The sequence below is a fragment of the Blautia sp. HA8986 genome, from assembly GCF_056504635.1.
In genome coordinates, this window is the sequence record NZ_JBWLUQ010000001.1 from 314,920 (window position 1) to 331,690 (window position 16,771).

13 protein-coding genes and 1 pseudogene are annotated in these 16,771 nt (G+C 43.6%); all 14 read left to right on the forward strand.

Features of this window, described 5'->3' with window-relative positions:
* The first annotated feature begins 8 nt into the window (after positions 1-8).
* The 14 genes and pseudogenes from purE to AC04Q4_RS01430 all read left to right on the forward strand — a co-directional run bounded on the left by purE (position 9) and on the right by AC04Q4_RS01430 (position 16,498).
* Positions 9-515, forward strand: a complete 507-nt coding sequence (purE, locus tag AC04Q4_RS01365) for a 5-(carboxyamino)imidazole ribonucleotide mutase (RefSeq protein ID WP_173738994.1) — start codon at positions 9-11, stop codon at positions 513-515.
* Positions 516-548: 33 nt separating this feature from the next.
* Positions 549-1,574, forward strand: a complete 1,026-nt coding sequence (gene purM / locus AC04Q4_RS01370) for a phosphoribosylformylglycinamidine cyclo-ligase (RefSeq protein WP_119240346.1) — start codon at positions 549-551, stop codon at positions 1,572-1,574.
* On the forward strand, positions 1,568-2,191 hold the full coding sequence (purN, locus tag AC04Q4_RS01375; protein WP_173738996.1) for a phosphoribosylglycinamide formyltransferase: 624 nt from the start codon (positions 1,568-1,570) through the stop codon (positions 2,189-2,191). The genes purM and purN overlap by 7 nt, the downstream gene beginning before the upstream one ends.
* A 32-nt stretch (positions 2,192-2,223) precedes the next feature.
* A complete protein-coding gene (gene purD / locus AC04Q4_RS01380) occupies positions 2,224-3,498 on the forward strand; it encodes a phosphoribosylamine--glycine ligase (protein ID WP_173738997.1) in 1,275 nt (424 codons plus the stop codon).
* Positions 3,499-3,728: 230 nt separating this feature from the next.
* Positions 3,729-4,502 (forward strand): SseB family protein, encoded by a 774-nt coding sequence (locus AC04Q4_RS01385; protein ID WP_173738998.1) that lies wholly within the window; start codon positions 3,729-3,731, stop codon positions 4,500-4,502.
* 74 nt (positions 4,503-4,576) lie between these two features.
* A complete protein-coding gene (locus tag AC04Q4_RS01390) occupies positions 4,577-4,954 on the forward strand; it encodes a GntR family transcriptional regulator (RefSeq protein ID WP_173738999.1) in 378 nt (125 codons plus the stop codon).
* An 11-nt stretch (positions 4,955-4,965) separates the two neighbouring features.
* Complete coding sequence (locus AC04Q4_RS01395) at positions 4,966-7,428, forward strand: ATP-dependent Clp protease ATP-binding subunit (protein WP_173739000.1); 2,463 nt, start codon at positions 4,966-4,968, stop codon at positions 7,426-7,428.
* A gap of 120 nt (positions 7,429-7,548) precedes the next feature.
* Complete coding sequence (locus AC04Q4_RS01400; RefSeq protein WP_173739001.1) at positions 7,549-7,962, forward strand: endosialidase; 414 nt, start codon at positions 7,549-7,551, stop codon at positions 7,960-7,962.
* Positions 7,956-9,327: pseudogene (gene radA, locus AC04Q4_RS01405) on the forward strand (DNA repair protein RadA). Before AC04Q4_RS01400 ends, radA begins: the two are co-directional and overlap by 7 nt.
* A gap of 13 nt (positions 9,328-9,340) precedes the next feature.
* Positions 9,341-10,351, forward strand: coding sequence for a glycosyltransferase (locus AC04Q4_RS01410; RefSeq protein ID WP_476388341.1), 1,011 nt, complete (start codon positions 9,341-9,343; stop codon positions 10,349-10,351).
* Positions 10,341-11,990: a glycosyltransferase gene (locus tag AC04Q4_RS01415; protein ID WP_173739004.1), complete on the forward strand. Its 1,650-nt coding sequence runs from the start codon at positions 10,341-10,343 to the stop codon at positions 11,988-11,990. The genes AC04Q4_RS01410 and AC04Q4_RS01415 overlap by 11 nt, the downstream gene beginning before the upstream one ends.
* Positions 11,983-13,803, forward strand: a complete 1,821-nt coding sequence (locus AC04Q4_RS01420) for a glycosyltransferase family 2 protein (RefSeq protein WP_476388342.1) — start codon at positions 11,983-11,985, stop codon at positions 13,801-13,803. The genes AC04Q4_RS01415 and AC04Q4_RS01420 overlap by 8 nt, the downstream gene beginning before the upstream one ends.
* Positions 13,800-16,157 (forward strand): polysaccharide pyruvyl transferase family protein, encoded by a 2,358-nt coding sequence (locus tag AC04Q4_RS01425; RefSeq protein WP_476388343.1) that lies wholly within the window; start codon positions 13,800-13,802, stop codon positions 16,155-16,157. The genes AC04Q4_RS01420 and AC04Q4_RS01425 overlap by 4 nt, the downstream gene beginning before the upstream one ends.
* 107 nt (positions 16,158-16,264) lie before the next feature.
* Positions 16,265-16,498, forward strand: a complete 234-nt coding sequence (locus AC04Q4_RS01430) for a hypothetical protein (protein WP_187307702.1) — start codon at positions 16,265-16,267, stop codon at positions 16,496-16,498.
* Positions 16,499-16,771: the final 273 nt, after the last annotated feature.

The window sequence follows — 16,771 nt, forward strand, 5'->3', positions numbered from 1 at the left end:
AGAAAAACATGGCAAAAGTAGGAATTGTAATGGGTAGTGATTCAGATATGCCAGTTATGAGTAAAGCAGCAGATATTCTGGAGAAACTGGGAATTGATTATGAGATGAAGATCATTTCCGCACACAGAGAACCGGATGTATTTTTCGAGTATGCCAGAACAGCAGAAGAAAAAGGCTTCAAAGTAATCATTGCAGGCGCAGGAATGGCAGCTCATCTTCCGGGAATGTGCGCGGCAATCTTTCCAATGCCGGTCATCGGAATCCCGATGCATACCACATCACTGGGAGGAAGAGATTCCCTTTATTCCATCGTACAGATGCCAAGCGGTATCCCGGTTGCAACAGTAGCAATCAATGGCGGTGCCAATGCGGGACTCCTTGCAGCGAAGATCCTTGCAACTTCAGATGAAGAGCTTTTAGGCAGATTGAAAGCCTACAGCCAGGAGCTGAAAGAGCAGGTAGAGAAGAAGGACGCAAGACTTCAGGAAGTTGGATACAGGAATTATAATAAATAATAAACAAAAGAGTGTTGCTATAAGGAGGAAATTATGGATTACAAGACTTCAGGCGTAGATATAGAGGCTGGTTACAAATCAGTAGAACTGATGAAAAAACATATTGCCAAGACAATGAGACCGGAGGTACTTGGAGGAATCGGAGGTTTCTCAGGTGCATTTTCCATGGAGAAATTTAAAGACATGGAGGAACCGACACTTGTTTCCGGAACAGATGGATGTGGAACGAAGGTTAAAGTAGCCATGGTCATGGATAAGCATGATACTATCGGAATCGATGCGGTAGCAATGTGTGTGAATGATATTGCATGTGCAGGTGGAGAACCACTGTTCTTCCTGGATTACATTGCCTGTGGCAAGAACTATCCGGAGAAAATCGCTGAGATTGTAAAGGGTGTTGCAGAAGGCTGTGTACAGTCAGAAGCTGCTCTTATCGGCGGTGAGACAGCAGAACATCCCGGACTTATGCCTGAGGATGAGTATGACCTTGCAGGATTTGCAGTAGGAGTCGTTGACAAAAAAGATCTTCTTACAGGAGAATCCCTGAAACCGGGAGATGTACTCATCGGCATGGCTTCCACAGGAGTTCACAGTAACGGATTTTCTCTTGTACGTAAAGTATTTGATATGACAAAGGAATCTCTGGATACCTATTATGAGGAGCTTGGCACAACACTTGGTGAGGCTCTGATCGCACCGACCAGAATCTATGTAAAAGCATTAAAGAGTATCCGCAATGCCGGTGTGAAGATCCATGCCTGCAGCCATATCACAGGCGGCGGATTTTATGAGAATATCCCGCGTATGCTGAAGGAAGGTACAAGAGCAGTTGTTAAGAAAGACAGCTATCCGGTACTTCCGATCTTCAAACTTCTTGCAGAAAAAGGAAATATTGATGAGCATATGATGTATAATACATACAACATGGGACTTGGAATGATCCTTGCAGTAGATCCGGCAGATGTTGACAAAACAATGGAAGCTATCCGCAGCACAGGAGACAAGCCGTATGTTGTAGGAAGTATTGAAGCAGGTGAAAAGGGAGTGACCTTATGTTAAAAATCGGAGTTCTTGTTTCCGGCGGCGGGACCAATCTCCAGGCAATCCTGGATGCAATTGATGCCGGAGATATTACCAATGCAGAAGTGGATATCGTGATCAGCAATAATGCTTCTGCCTATGCGCTGGAGAGAGCCAGAAAGCATAATATCGAAGCTTTGTGCATTGCGCCGAAGGACTATCCGGACAGGGAAGCTTTTCACAGAGCACTTCTTGCAAAACTTCAGGAGAGAGGAGTGGATCTGATCGTTCTTGCCGGATATCTGGTTGCTATTCCGCCTATGATGGTGGAAGCTTATCCGAATAAGATCATTAACATTCATCCGTCCCTGATACCGTCATTCTGCGGCAAAGGTTATTACGGACTTAAAGTTCATGATGCAGTGCTTGCAAGAGGCGTGAAGGTAACAGGTGCTACTGTACATTTTGTAGATGCAGGCACAGATACAGGTCCGATCATCCTTCAGAAAGCTGTAAAAGTGAAAGATGGAGACACCTCTAAGGAACTTCAGAGAAGAGTGATGGAGAAGGCTGAGTGGAAGATCCTTCCGGATGCTATTGATCTCATTGCAAATGACAAGATTACAGTGACAGATGGGATCGTTTCTTTAAAGTAATCACAGGATAGATGAAACAAAGGAGTAAACAGATGAAGATATTAATCGTAGGAAGCGGTGGAAGAGAACACGCTATCGCATGGAGCGTTGCAAAAAGCCCGAAGGCAGATAAGATCTACTGTGCACCTGGAAATGCAGGAATTGCAGAGTATGCAGAATGTGTGGATATCGGGGCAATGGAATTTGAAAAACTGGCTGCATTTGCCAAAGAAAAAGAGATTGATCTCACCATCGTCGGAATGGATGATCCTCTTGTTGGCGGTATTGTAGATGTATTTGAGACACAGGGACTTCGGGTGTTCGGACCTCGCAAGAATGCAGCAATCCTGGAAGGCTCCAAGGCTTTTTCCAAAGATCTTATGAAAAAATATGAGATTCCGACTGCTGCCTATGAGAATTTCGATGATCCGGAGAAGGCACTTACATATTTAAGAACAGAAGCAAAATTTCCGATTGTTCTGAAAGCTGACGGACTTGCACTTGGTAAGGGCGTTCTGATCTGTAAAGATCTGAAGGAAGCTGAGGACGGCGTAAAGGAGATCATGGAAGATAAAAAATTCGGAAATGCCGGAAATACCATGGTCATTGAGGAGTTTATGACAGGCCGTGAAGTTTCCGTGCTTTCCTTTGTTGACGGAAAAACGATCCGCACCATGACTTCCGCACAGGATCATAAACGTGCACAGGACGGAGATCAGGGACTGAACACAGGCGGTATGGGAACTTTCTCTCCAAGCCCGTTCTATACAGAAGAAGTTGATGAGTTCTGTAAGAAATATATCTATCAGAAAACAGTAGATGCCATGGCAGCAGAGGGACGTCCGTTCAAAGGAATCATTTTCTTCGGGCTGATGCTTACTGCAGATGGCCCGAAGGTTCTTGAGTACAATGCAAGATTCGGTGATCCGGAGGCACAGGTCGTTCTCCCGCGTATGGAGAATGATATCCTTGAGGTAATGGAGGCCTGCGTTGACGGTAAATTGGATCAGATCGATCTGAAATTCCAGGATAATGCGGCAGTATGTGTAGTTCTTGCAAGCGACGGTTATCCGGTGAAATATGAGAAAGGTATCCCGATCCATGGATTTGAGAATTTCAAGGACAAGGACGGATATTACTGCTTCCATGCAGGAACCAGATTTAAAGATGGCGAGATCGTTACAAACGGCGGACGTGTTCTTGGCATCACAGCCAAAGGAAAAACTCTCAAAGAAGCCAGAAAGAACGCATACGAAGCTACTGAGTGGATTGATTTTGCAAACAAATATATGCGTCACGACATTGGAAAGGCCATTGACGAGGCGTGAATCATAAATTCGTTATTGTCCTGTCCATTCTGCAACAGTAACATAAATTCTACAACTATTAGCACACAGCTTGACGAAATTATAGATTATATTGTAAAATAATGTTAACTATGAATGCCATAAATAGTTATCAATAATAAAAGCTGGATGCTGACAGAACACGATAAGAACGAACCATTTTCTTTGATGCAGTGTCACATCCAAATGATGAGGCAGAGAGGACAGGAAAAATGGGAATCAGTGTAGAAGAAGCAGTTCAGGAACTCAGAAACAGGGAGGAAGTTTTTGTAGCATATTCTCAGGCTACCAAGCTTCCGTATGTTACCTGCGATGAGGAGACATTTAATGATCAGGCAAGGATTTTTGCAACAGAAGAAGAGATTAAAGAATATGGAAAACAGCTCCTGGAGGACAAGATTCTTCTTATGGGCATGAAATACGAAAAGAAAGATTTTCCGAGACTGTACGGTACTCTGTATGCGATTGGCGTAAACAGTGTGATCTGGACAGATGGGGACAAGCAGATTGAAGTAGAGATTCAGAGGATCGCAAGTCAGAGAGATATGAGTAAGATCGAACCGGCCAAGAGACCGCTTCTCAATCCTTCTCTTGAGCTTTCCGGCATTTACTTCATGCAGGAGCTTCGCCGCCCGGTGAAACAGGAAGAACATAAGAATATCCGTGAGCTGGAGGAAGAGCTGATCGCAAACCTCCGAAAAGCGGAATTCTTGATTGCCATCAATGCAGAACAGGAAGAAAACGGAAAACTTCATATTCCATATCTTAAGAACAAAGATGACAAGATCCTTCAGCCTGTATTTACAGATGTTATGGAATTTGAGAAATTCGGAAGAGGAAAGAACCTCCGTGTTGCGAAAGTAACCATGGATAAACTTCCGGGCTTGATGATTCCGCAGGCGAGTGCTTATGTGGTAAATCCGCTTGGATTCAATCTGATCCTGAATAAAGAACAGGTGGAGAAGATCGCAGGAGTCGCCAAATAAAAAATTAAATCACAGCAGGCTGCCAGGATATGAAACTGTGCAGCCTTTTGCTGTTATAGAGGAGAGATTGCCCGATGGTGATAGAAATTGATTTTAACAGTGATGAGGCGATCTACATGCAGATCACCAATCAAATCATAATGGGGATAGCCACATCCAGGCTTCATGAGGGGGATGCTCTGCCTTCTGTACGGCAGCTTGCGAGCATTGCAGGGATCAATATGCATACGGTAAATAAAGCATATGCACTGCTTCGTCAGGAAGGCTTTGTAACCATTGACAGACGAAAAGGAGCAGTGATCTCCATTGATGCAGATAAGGTAAGAGCCCTGGAAGAGATGAAACAGAATCTCACAGTAGCGATGGCCTGGGGCTGTTGCAAGAATGTAACAAGAGAAGAGATCCATCAGCTGGTGGATGAGATTTTTGATGAATATGACGCAGACAGATAGGAGGAGACATCATGCAGGAACGATTTACAAAGCAGGCACAGAATGTTCTTGCTCTGGCGAAACAGGCAGCAGGCTCCTGCGGACATAGTTATATCGGTACTGAGCATTTGTTGGTAGGCCTTTTGCAGGAAGAAGAGGGCACAGCAGGCAGAGTGCTCGAGGAATTCGGTATCCAGGCAGAGAATGCCCTGGCACTGATCGATAAACTGATCGCACCGCCGGGAAATACAGCTGTTACCCAGAAACCGGGATTCAGCCCGAGAACCCAGAGAGTTCTTGAAAATGCGTATGCAGAAGCTGAATCTATGCATTTTGAGAAAGCAGGAACCGAGCATCTTCTGCTGGCTATGCTGAAAGAAACAGACTGTGTAGGCACGAGACTTTTGTATACAATGGGAGCGAATATCCAGAAGCTGTACGCAGCAGTGCTTGCAGCAATGGGAATGGACAGCGATGCCATTGCAGAAGAATTTCAGGCAGTAAAAGCGGCCCGGAACAGAAACGGCAGCACAACACCAACGCTTGACCAGTACAGCCGGGATCTTACTGAGATGGCGGAGGAAGGCAGACTGGATCCTGTAGTGGGAAGAGATAAAGAGATCGCCCGCCTGATCCAAATCCTAAGCCGCAGGACCAAGAATAATCCATGTCTGGTAGGAGAGCCAGGTGTTGGAAAAACAGCTATTGTGGAAGGCCTCGCACAGCGGATCGTTACAGGAATGGTTCCTGATACAGTGAAGGATAAAAGAGTAGTTGTACTGGATCTTTCCGGAATGGTTGCAGGAAGTAAATACAGAGGTGAATTTGAGGAGCGTATCCGAAATGTCATTGATGAGGTAAGAGAACAGCAGGGGATTCTGCTTTTTATCGATGAGATCCACACGATTATCGGAGCCGGAGGCGCAGAAGGTGCACTGGATGCTTCCAATATTCTGAAACCGTCACTTTCCAGAGGAGAGATTCAGCTGATCGGAGCTACAACTCTGGAAGAATACAGGAAATATATAGAAAAAGATGCTGCACTGGAGCGGCGTTTCCAGCCGGTAACAGTGGAAGAGCCAACAGAAGAAGAGGCCGTGAAGATCTTAAGAGGGCTGCGCCCGTATTATGAGAAGCATCACGGCGTTGAGATTCTGGATGAGGCTCTGGAGGCAGCAGTGAAGATGTCCATCCGTTATATCAATGATCGTTTTCTTCCGGATAAGGCCATTGATATTATTGATGAAGCGTCATCCAAGGTACAGTTGGCAGGATATCATCCGTCCCCGGAGGCGGAAGTCCTGGAACGCAAAATCCACGATATTCTCAAAGAAAAAGAGCAGGCAGTTGTAAATGCTGACCTGGAAGGTGCAAAAGCGGCACAGGCAAGACAGAATGAGGCAGAAGAAGAACTTGAGAAGATCCGCAAAAAAGCTGAACGCAGAAATAAACGGAAATCTCTAACAGTAGGAGAGGCAGCAGTTGCAGATATTGTATCGGATTGGACGAAGATTCCCGTACAGCGTCTCACAGAAGGGGAATCCCGCCGTCTTGCAAACCTGGAAAAAGTTCTTAAGAAGCGTGTGATCGGGCAGGATGAAGCAGTGTCTGCAGTGGCCCGTGCAGTGAAACGAGGCAGAGTCGGCTTAAAAGATCCTTCAAGACCAATCGGTTCTTTTCTGTTCCTTGGTCCTACAGGTGTCGGAAAAACAGAGCTTTCCAAGGCACTGGCAGAGGCAGTCTTTGGAAGTGAGCAGGCTATGATCCGTGTGGATATGTCTGAGTATATGGAGAAACACAGTGTTTCCAAGATGATTGGATCACCGCCAGGATATGTAGGCTATGAGGAGGGTGGACAGCTCAGTGAGAAAGTACGTAGAAATCCATATAGCGTGATTCTTTTTGATGAGATTGAGAAGGCACATCCGGATGTGTTCAATATCCTTCTGCAGGTGCTGGATGACGGACATATTACAGATGCCCATGGAAGAAAAGTTGATTTTAAGCAGACGATCATCATTATGACATCCAATGCAGGTGCACAGATGATCATGGAGCCAAAGCATCTTGGGTTTATGTCCGGAGATACCGAGAAGCAGAATTACGACAGAATGAAGTCTGGTGTTATGGAAGAAGTACGCCGGATGTTCAAACCGGAGTTCCTCAATCGAATTGATGAGATCATGGTGTTCCATTCTCTTAATAAAGAAAATATCCGCAAGATCGTTACGATTCTTCTTAAAAATCTTGAGAATCGCTGTCAGGAACAGCTTGGTATTACATTGAAGGTCACAGGTGCGGCAAAAGATCTCATTGCAGACGCAGGTTTTGACAGCAAGTATGGTGCAAGACCTTTAAGAAGGGCTATCCAGACGAAGATCGAAGATGAGATGGCAACGGAAATTCTTGAGGGACATATTAAATCCGGAGATGCTGTGCAGGTAAAAGTAAAAGATAAAAAGATCTGCTTTGCAGTGACAGATTCCGGGGAATAAAAAATCACAATTATGAAAAGTATAAGAATTTTGTCACTTCCTATAGCCAAAAAATACGAAATAAGTTATAATTAAACTTACAAAATTTACAACAAAAGAATTTCAGGAGGACATAAGATCATGGCAGTGGTACAGGAATTGATCCGTACAGAAGACAACGGTACTATCAGTTTTGGAGATTATGAGTTAAATCAGAAATCCAAGCTGTCAGATTATCAGTATCAGGGAGATATGTATAAAGTAAAAACATATAAGGAGATCACCAAGCTTGAGCGCAATGGAATGTTCGTATATGAGTCCGTTCCGGGAACAAGTGTATTCCACCTTCAGCAGGATGGAACTGCAATGAGCTTCGAGGTACAGGGCTTTGAGGATTCTCAGATCACAGTAGAGCTTGAGGCTGAGACTGAGTATCAGGTGTTTATTGACGGAGCGAGCACAGGTACCATGACTACGAACCTGGGCGGTAAGCTTTCTTTCAGTGTTGAGCTGGATGCGGACACCAAAGCTGAAGTAAAAATCGTAAAATGCTAAAAAATAAAAAAACAGTATATTTCTGCCAGGAATGCGGATACGAATCTGCCAAGTGGATGGGACAGTGTCCTGCATGCAAGGCATGGAATACTTTTGTGGAGGAGACAGTTTCTGCAAAGAAAGTATCCTCTGGCAGTACAAACACAACACAGAAAAAAACTGAACCCGTAATTCTGAAAGACATCAGCCTTTCTTCTGATGAACGTCAGAGCTGTGGGATCGGTGAACTGGACAGGGTGCTGGGAGGAGGAATTGTTCCTGGCTCCCTCGTTTTGGTGGGCGGAGATCCCGGTATCGGTAAATCCACCCTGCTCCTTCAGGTATGCAGGAATCTTTCAGCTCAGGGAGTATCTGTATTGTATATTTCCGGTGAGGAATCACTCAGACAGATCAAGCTCAGGGCAGACAGGCTTGGAAGCTTTAATGACAGACTCAAGCTCCTCTGTGAGACAAATCTTGAGAATATCAGAGAGATCATAGAACGGACAAAACCAGATGTTGCTGTTGTGGATTCTATCCAGACTATGTTTCATGAAGATATTACTTCCGCACCTGGAAGTGTTTCACAGGTGAGGGAATCTGACTAATGTTCTGATGCAGATTGCCAAGGGAATGGGAGTTTCCATTTTTATTGTGGGACATGTGACCAAGGAAGGAAATGTGGCAGGCCCACGTGTGCTTGAGCATATGGTGGATACAGTTCTGTATTTTGAAGGAGACAGGCATGCTTCCTACAGGATCTTGCGTGCAGTGAAAAACCGCTTCGGGTCTACCAATGAGATCGGCGTTTTTGAGATGCAGAATACAGGTCTTGAAGAAGTAAAAAATCCTTCGGAATTTCTTCTGAACGGAAGGCCGGAGAATGCTTCCGGTTCTGTTGTTGCGTGCTCCATGGAAGGCACAAGACCGATTCTGGTGGAGATTCAGGCTCTTGTCTGCCAGAGTAATTTTGGAATCCCCAGACGTACGGCAGTTGGAACAGATTTTAACCGCGTAAATCTGCTTATGGCAGTTCTGGAGAAGAAAGCAGGTGTTCATCTTGCATCATCGGATGCATATGTGAACATTGCAGGTGGAATGAAGATGACAGAACCGGCTATTGATCTTGGTATTTGTCTGGCCATTATTTCCAGCTGCAAGGATATTGTGATCCCGGATAATGTGATGGTCTTTGGTGAGATCGGCTTAAGCGGTGAGGTACGTGCAGTCAGCATGGCCGGACAACGTGTGCAGGAAGCGAAAAAACTGGGATTTGAAACTGTGATCCTGCCGGAAGTAAACAGGGCAGCGACTGAGAGCATCAAAGGGATACGTCTGGTATACGTAGCAGGGATCCGTGATGCAATCTCATATATAATAAAATAAGAGGTTGGAAAGTATGAGAAAGATTTTGTCGGTTATCATTCCAGTCTATAACATGGAAAAATATATCCGCCAGTGTCTGGAATCACTGATGATCAGAGAAATTCTGGATAAAATAGAGATTCTGGTCGTACTGGACGGATCAACAGACCGGTCAGAGGAAATCGCACTGGAGTTTTCCAAGGCACATCCGGAATCTGTCCGGGTGATCAGTAAACCTAATGGTGGTCACGGATCGGCCATTAATACAGGAATGGATAACGCAGCAGGCGAATATGTAAAAGTTCTTGACAGTGATGACTGGGTAAACAGAAAAGGCTTCATCCGGCTGGTAGAGGGACTGGAGAAATATGATACAGATATTGTCTGGAGTAATTTTTTCTGGGTCTATGAACCAAGCGGAAAGAAAAGCATCCAGAACAGACATCCGTTCCCGGGAGTAGAATATGGTAGAAAATATGATTTCAGGGAAATAGCGGAAAAAACATTTGTCAAGATGCATTCTATGACAGTAAAGACAGATCTGGTTCGCAGGACGGGAATGAGGATTGATGAAAACTGCTATTATGTAGACGTGGAATTTGTAATGTATCCGATTCCGGAAGTAAAGACAATCACATTTCTGGATGAATTTGTATACATGTACAGGCTGGGACGTCAGGGGCAGAGCATGACACTGGAAAAAATGCGCCAGAATCACCGTAATCATGAACGTGTCCTGAAAAGTCTGTTGAGATATTACCGGAATCTCAAAGCAAGGGATACTGACAGAGAGTATCTTATCTATCTGGAAAAAGGAATCGCCAATGTACTTAGCAGCCATTTTAAAATATATTTGAGTTTCCCTTGTTCAGCCAGAGTATGCCGCAGATTGCGCAGAATGGACGGCACGATTCGGGGCAGATATCCGGAAATCTATAATGCTGTCGAAAATAAATTCGTATGGGCTATCCGAAAGAGCGGATATCTGTTATACTATCCGGGGCATTTTATCATGAGGCTTAGGGAGAAATTGAATGAAGTATAAAACAATACAGACGCTGATGCTTCCGGACAGTGAAGAGGAAAATTACGGACTTTATTATCAGGGGACTGAAGGCGTCAGGCTGATCGGCGGTGAGGAGAAATCCTTATATATACCGGAAAATGGAAATGTAGAGCTTTTTACATATTTTAATGGATTTTACCCGAAGCAGTGGGCTCAGTACGCAGAATTAAACGGGCTGCATGTAAAGGTTACGGTGAGCGGAAGCTGCAGTATAAGTCTGTGCCATACAGATGGAAAGAGAACTGTTGTGAACGGTGAGGAAGAATGTCTGGCGGGAGATGAAGAGCGGACAGTGACTTTTGAAGTACCGGATCCGCAGCACTCCAAAGTTTTCTGGATTTCTGTGAAAGGCCTGAAACAAGGTGGATATCTTAGAAATATAACAGTTCAGACAGAAGTGGAAAGACTGCAGGAAGTCAATTTGGCAGTAGTGATCTGCACCTGCCGCCGTGAAAAAGAAGTCATAGGAAATCTTGAGAGGATTTCCAGAATGGACATAAAAGAACGTCCGGAGATTTTTCTCATAGATAATGGGAATACTCTCACAGAGGATATGGTCCCGGAATGGGTACATCTTGTTCCGAACAGGAATTGCGGCGGAGCCGGCGGATTTACAAGAGGTATGATAGAAGCTTTGAAAGATCCTGCATTTACCCATGTGATCCTGATGGATGATGATATTATCCTTAATCCGGATGTTCTCAGAAAAACAGGTTATTTTCTTTCTGCTGTAAAGAAAGAATGGCAGGATGCGCCTTTGGGAGGAGCTCTTATAGAAAGGGATATTCCGTGGAAACAATTTGAGTGCGGAGCTTTCTGGAACAGAGGAAAGATCCAGGGCTGCGGACAGAATCTGGATCTTCGAAGGAAAGATTCGCTTCTGAAGAATACAAAGGTACAGAACTGGGAATACGGCGGTTGGTGGTACTGTGCCATACCGGTATCAGCTATCCGGGAAAAGGGTCTTCCGCTGCCTTTGTTTATCCACAGGGATGATATCGAGTACGGCATCCGCCTGGGAAAACTGATGACACTGAATGGCATTGGAGTATGGCATGAAGCCGTTATCAAGAAACTACCTCAGATGGGAGAATATTACGATATCCGGAATATGGCTATCGTAAATGCGATTCATTATGATGACTGGGATAGTCTCCAGTGGAAGAAATTCCTTATCAAATGGGTTGCGGGAAATCTTCTGCGGGGCAGATACTCTTATATTTATCTGAATATCTGTGCTATGATGGATTTCCTGAAAGGTGAAAAATGGCTGGAAAAAACAGATGGAGTAGAGATCCACGCAAAAGTAGCTGCAAGAGTTCCTAAACTGCAAAAAACGGGTCACACGGAAAAAAATGTGTTTTATACAACTCCGGATGTCAGTGTATACACTGCAGCCAAAAAGAAACATATCGTTTATGAAGATTCCGCAGGATTTTGCCTGAAGGCAGATAAGAACCTGCCGGAAACAATACGTCTGAGCATATATTTATTACTGGCATTGAGGAAAACAGACAGGTATTTTGAAAAATCCAGGGAGAGCTACAGAAGGAACTGGAAGAAACTGATAACAGAAGAATTCTGGAATAAATATTTGGAGATTGATAAGAATGAGTAAAAATTACAAACTGCAGAATATCCTGTTCTGCGACAATGACAGGCTGGAAGCATACTGGGAGATGTTTTTCAAAAGCAGCCGCCCGGTGTATGACAGAGAAAAGAAAAACATCGTTTTAGGTGCGGGACAGGTAATTGATTTCTGTACTTACTTTAACTCTATTTCACTTCTGAAATGGAAAACCTACACATACGCAGAGAAGCTGATTCTGAAACTGCGTGTAAAAGGTGAGATGGAGATCCTTCTTACAGGCTATGAGAAGAAAGATACACAGTACATCCGTAAAGTTCTCCGCAGAGCAAAGGTTTCCGCAGCTGAGGAGCAGGAGATCAGTCTTGAATATCCGGAAAATGATCTGATGGTTGCCGGCTTCGAGATCCATACACTCGGTGTATGTGTGATCTATGGAGGCGAGTATGCTACAGAGGTTGAGGAAGATCAGATGCGTCATGTATCTCTTCATCTTTGTACAACAACATTCAAAAAAGAAGATTATATCCTTCCGAACATTCAGCTTCTGAAAGATACTGTACTTGCCGGTAATGATAGTATTGCAGAAAATCTGTGGATCCATGTGGTAGATAATGGACGGACACTTCCGGCAGAAGAGATCCAGACAGAGCATGTAATGGTACATCCGAACCTTAATGTAGGTGGTGCCGGCGGATTTACAAGAGGTATGCTGGAAGCTATGGATCATAAAGAAAAACCGACCCATGTTCTTCTGATGGATGATGATGTTATGATTCTTCCGGAGAGCCTTATCCGTACCTATAATCTTCTGAAGATCATTCGTCCGGAATATGAACACCATTTTATCAGTGGAGCTATGCTTTTCTATGAAGAGATGAATATGTTGTATGAGGATGTCGGATTCATGGATCATGAAGGAACTTACGGTCCTCTGAAAGACAGAGTGGATACAAGAAAAATTGAAGATATCCTTCGCTGTGAGGAAATCATCCATCAGCCTAAGAATGCTTATGCCGGATGGTGGTATTGCTGTATTCCGGCTGAATTTGTACGCAAAGACAATCTTCCGCTTCCTGTATTTGTTCGTGGAGATGATGTTGAGTACAGCCTTCGAAACAAGGCGAAATTTATCACACTCAGCGGAATCTGCATCTGGCATATGGGCTTCACAAACAAATTCAACGGTGCAATGGAATTCTACCAGGTTCACAGAAATACCCTGATGCTTCAGGCTGCCAGCGGAGTTTGCCAGAATGCAGATATTATGACACGTATCCATAAGCTGATCCGTGTAAATCTTCTCCGCTTTAATTATGACGGAGCAGAGCTTCTTCTTGATGCAGTTGAGGATTATATGAAGGGGTACAAATTCTTCATGAAGAACCAGGGCGAGAAGCTTCTCAAGGAGAAATCCCAAAAGAATGAGCAGATGGAACCGCTTTCCAATTTCCCGGAAGCACCGACAAAGGTTTACAGTGTGTATGCAACGGATCTTCCGCGTAAACCATGGGAAACCTTCCTGTATAGAATTACTTATAACGGACATTTCTGGCCGGAGAAGCTTCTGAAAAAAGAAACAGTTCCGGTTGCCTATGACTGGTATTATTCACCACACAGATACTTCTTCAGAAGAAGACTTCTTGCAGTAAACCCATACCTGAAGATGGGTGCATACAGAGAAATGGACAAGAAGAGATTTTTCGAGCTATTCAGCAGAGAACGCAAACTTTTCAGTCGTTACAATAAGATTCACGTCCGTTTGGAAAAAGAATACAGAAACCACAGAAAAGAGTTCACTTCAGAAAGTTTCTGGAGAAAATATTTGGAGATAGATAAATGAGTGTAAAACATATAGGGGATTTAAAGAAAACAGAGTGCTACGGCTGCAGTGCCTGTGTTTACAGCTGCCCGTTTGGGGCAATCACAATGGAAAGGGATAGCGAAGGCTTTCGCTATCCTGTTGTAGACGAAGAGAAATGTACAGGCTGCGGAAAATGCAGAAAGATCTGTCCATCCATCTGTCCAAAAGATATGAGCAATGCACCGGAGCCGGAGAGTTATGCGGTCTGGGCGGATGACAAGCTGCGAATGGATAGTACTTCTGGCGGTGCTTTTACCTTAATCGCAAGAAACATCCTTGCGCAGGGCGGTGTTGTCTGCGGTGTTGTTATGGACGAGAAATTTCATATTTTCCATACGATTGCCACAAATGAAAAAGAAATTGAGCCAATGAGAAGATCTAAATATGTGGAGAGTGATCTTGGAGATATGTTCCCGCGTATTAAAGAACTTCTTGAGAAAGGTACAAAAGTCCTTTTTACAGGTACTCCATGTCAGGTTGCCGGTTTAAAAGCATACTTGGGAAATAAAAGAGAGGGACTGATTGCAGTAGATCTTATGTGTCATGGTGGCACATCTCCTAAGGTTTTTGAAAGATATCTGGATGAAACTTTTGGAAGAGAAAATGTAAAAAGATTTTATTTCCGTACTAAATATTATGGATATAATGGAACTACCTGTGCGGTTGTCTTGAAGGATGGACAGACATATATGGGATCAGGAGAACTGGATCCGTTTGTGAAAGGATCTTACAGAAGCCTGTTTCTCAGAAAAAGCTGTGAAGACTGTAAATTTGCGTCTATGCCTCGCCAGGGAGATATTACGATTGGTGATTGTTGGGGAATTGCTAAATACAAAGCTGAATTAAGTGATGGAAGAGGAACTTCTCTGATTCTTGTAAATAATGAAAAGGGACGCAAGATTGTAGAAGAAATTAGTGCAAATACGCAGGTTTTTGAAAAAGTACCGTTGGAAGCAGTTACCTGGAAAAACCGTTTCAAAGAGCATATGCAGGCACATTCTCAGCGCGACCGTTTCTTTGAAATGTTAAACTATACAAGTATGCATAAAGCGGTTAAATACTGTATGGAAAACCGTTATGATGTTGGTGTTCTGGGAGTATGGTTTGGCTGTAATTATGGAAGTATTGCGACTTATTATGGTTTGATGAAACAGTTGCAGGGACTGGGCCTTTCTGTTCTTATGATCGATAAACCAGGTTTTGTAGGGATAGACAGGGAAGTTGCCGAAGAAAATCATAGTCGTGTTTTTGCAAATACTCATTTTCATGTAAGCAAACGCTATAAATTAAATGAATTGCGTATCTTGAATCATATTTGTGATTCCTTTGTTATTGGTTCTGACCAGGTATGGAATCATGGTATTGCAAGAAACTTTGGAAGAAGTTTTCTTATGGATTTTGTACGTGATGAAAAGAAGAAAGTTGCAGTTGCAGCATCTTTTGGACATGATCGTGATTTTCGTTCAAATAGGGAACGTATTATTGCAAGTGAGTACTTTAAGCGATTTGATGCAATTTCTGTACGAGAGGAATCTGCTGTTGGTATTATGAAGAGAGTATTTGGGGTGGATGCTACCCGTGTTCTGGATCCGGTATTTTCTACAGACAGACAGGTGTATGATGATATTGCAGCAGAATCTACACGTAATGAAACAGAACCATATATGCTTACCTATATTCTGGATCCGACACCTGAAAAGAAAGAGGTAATTCGTCATCTTTCTGAAAAGCTGGGACTTAGAACTATTCATATTCTGGATGGCACGCCATGGAATTATGAGTCTAATAAAGAAAAGCTGGGAATGGATACAATTCTTGAGAATGTTACTTTTCAGGATTGGGTTTACTATTTTAAAAACAGCAGTTATGTTCTTACAGATTCCTGTCATGGAATGAGCTTTGCGATTATTTACCATAAGCCATTTGCTGGAATTGGAAATGCACACAGGGGTATGACCAGATTTGCTTCTCTTACAAAACTTTTCCATGTTGAGGATCGTTTTGTAACTAATCCTCTTGATATTATCAAAAATGATCACTTCCTTGAACCAATGGACTATACTCAGGTAGAGGAGATCCTGGAAAAAGAAAAAGCATTTTTCCAGGATTGGCTAAAGAACGCTATGTTCTCTGAGAAGACAGTTAAGACATACCAGGCTTATCCTGCCAAAATAGAAACTACAGAGGCAGCAGATATTCACGTCAAGATAAATGAGCCGATTCAGGTTAAGCAGACTTTCCTGCGCAGAGTTTATTATCATTTGCCTGTGAAAGTACAAAATAAAGTGAAACCTATTGTTAAGAATTATTTTAAGAAAAAAGCTCAACAGTAATTAAGTTAGCTTATGTGAGAATCTTCTTTAGATGGATATTAATTATGCAGCCGCTGTACTTTTGGGTATAGCGGCTGTATATGGTGAGAAAGGAGTATGAAACAGTTATGGGTATTGGTAATATCGGAAACATGATGAAAGTTATGAATGCATGGAATACATTTAAAAAGAACCATCCTAAGTTTCCTGCATTTTGCAGTGCAGTGTCAAGGCGTGGGCTTCGTGAGGGCAGTATCCTGGAAGTGACTTATATAAGCCCTGAAGGGGAGAAGCTGACAACGAATATAAAGGTGCAGCAGAGTGATATAGAGCTGCTTAGGGAGCTTTCTGGGGGGAATTGAGTGTGGTTTATGGAAGGACGTCGCTTTTTTGTGGCGTCTTTTTTGTTTTAACGAATGTACGCCGTGGAGCTGGGGTCTGTACGGGCAGGGCTTCGTCGGGGGAAACTACTAGGACTCCGTGAATCGGCTAAAACCATTTCCAAAAATCCTGAACTCGCTTCTGCGTCGCTCAGACAGCAGGAGTTTTGAAAATAACGCCGCTCCCCGCAGCCCAAGTAGTTTCGACCCTCCTGCAGAGTTGCCCGGCCAGACCCCAGCTCCACGGCTGGTAGT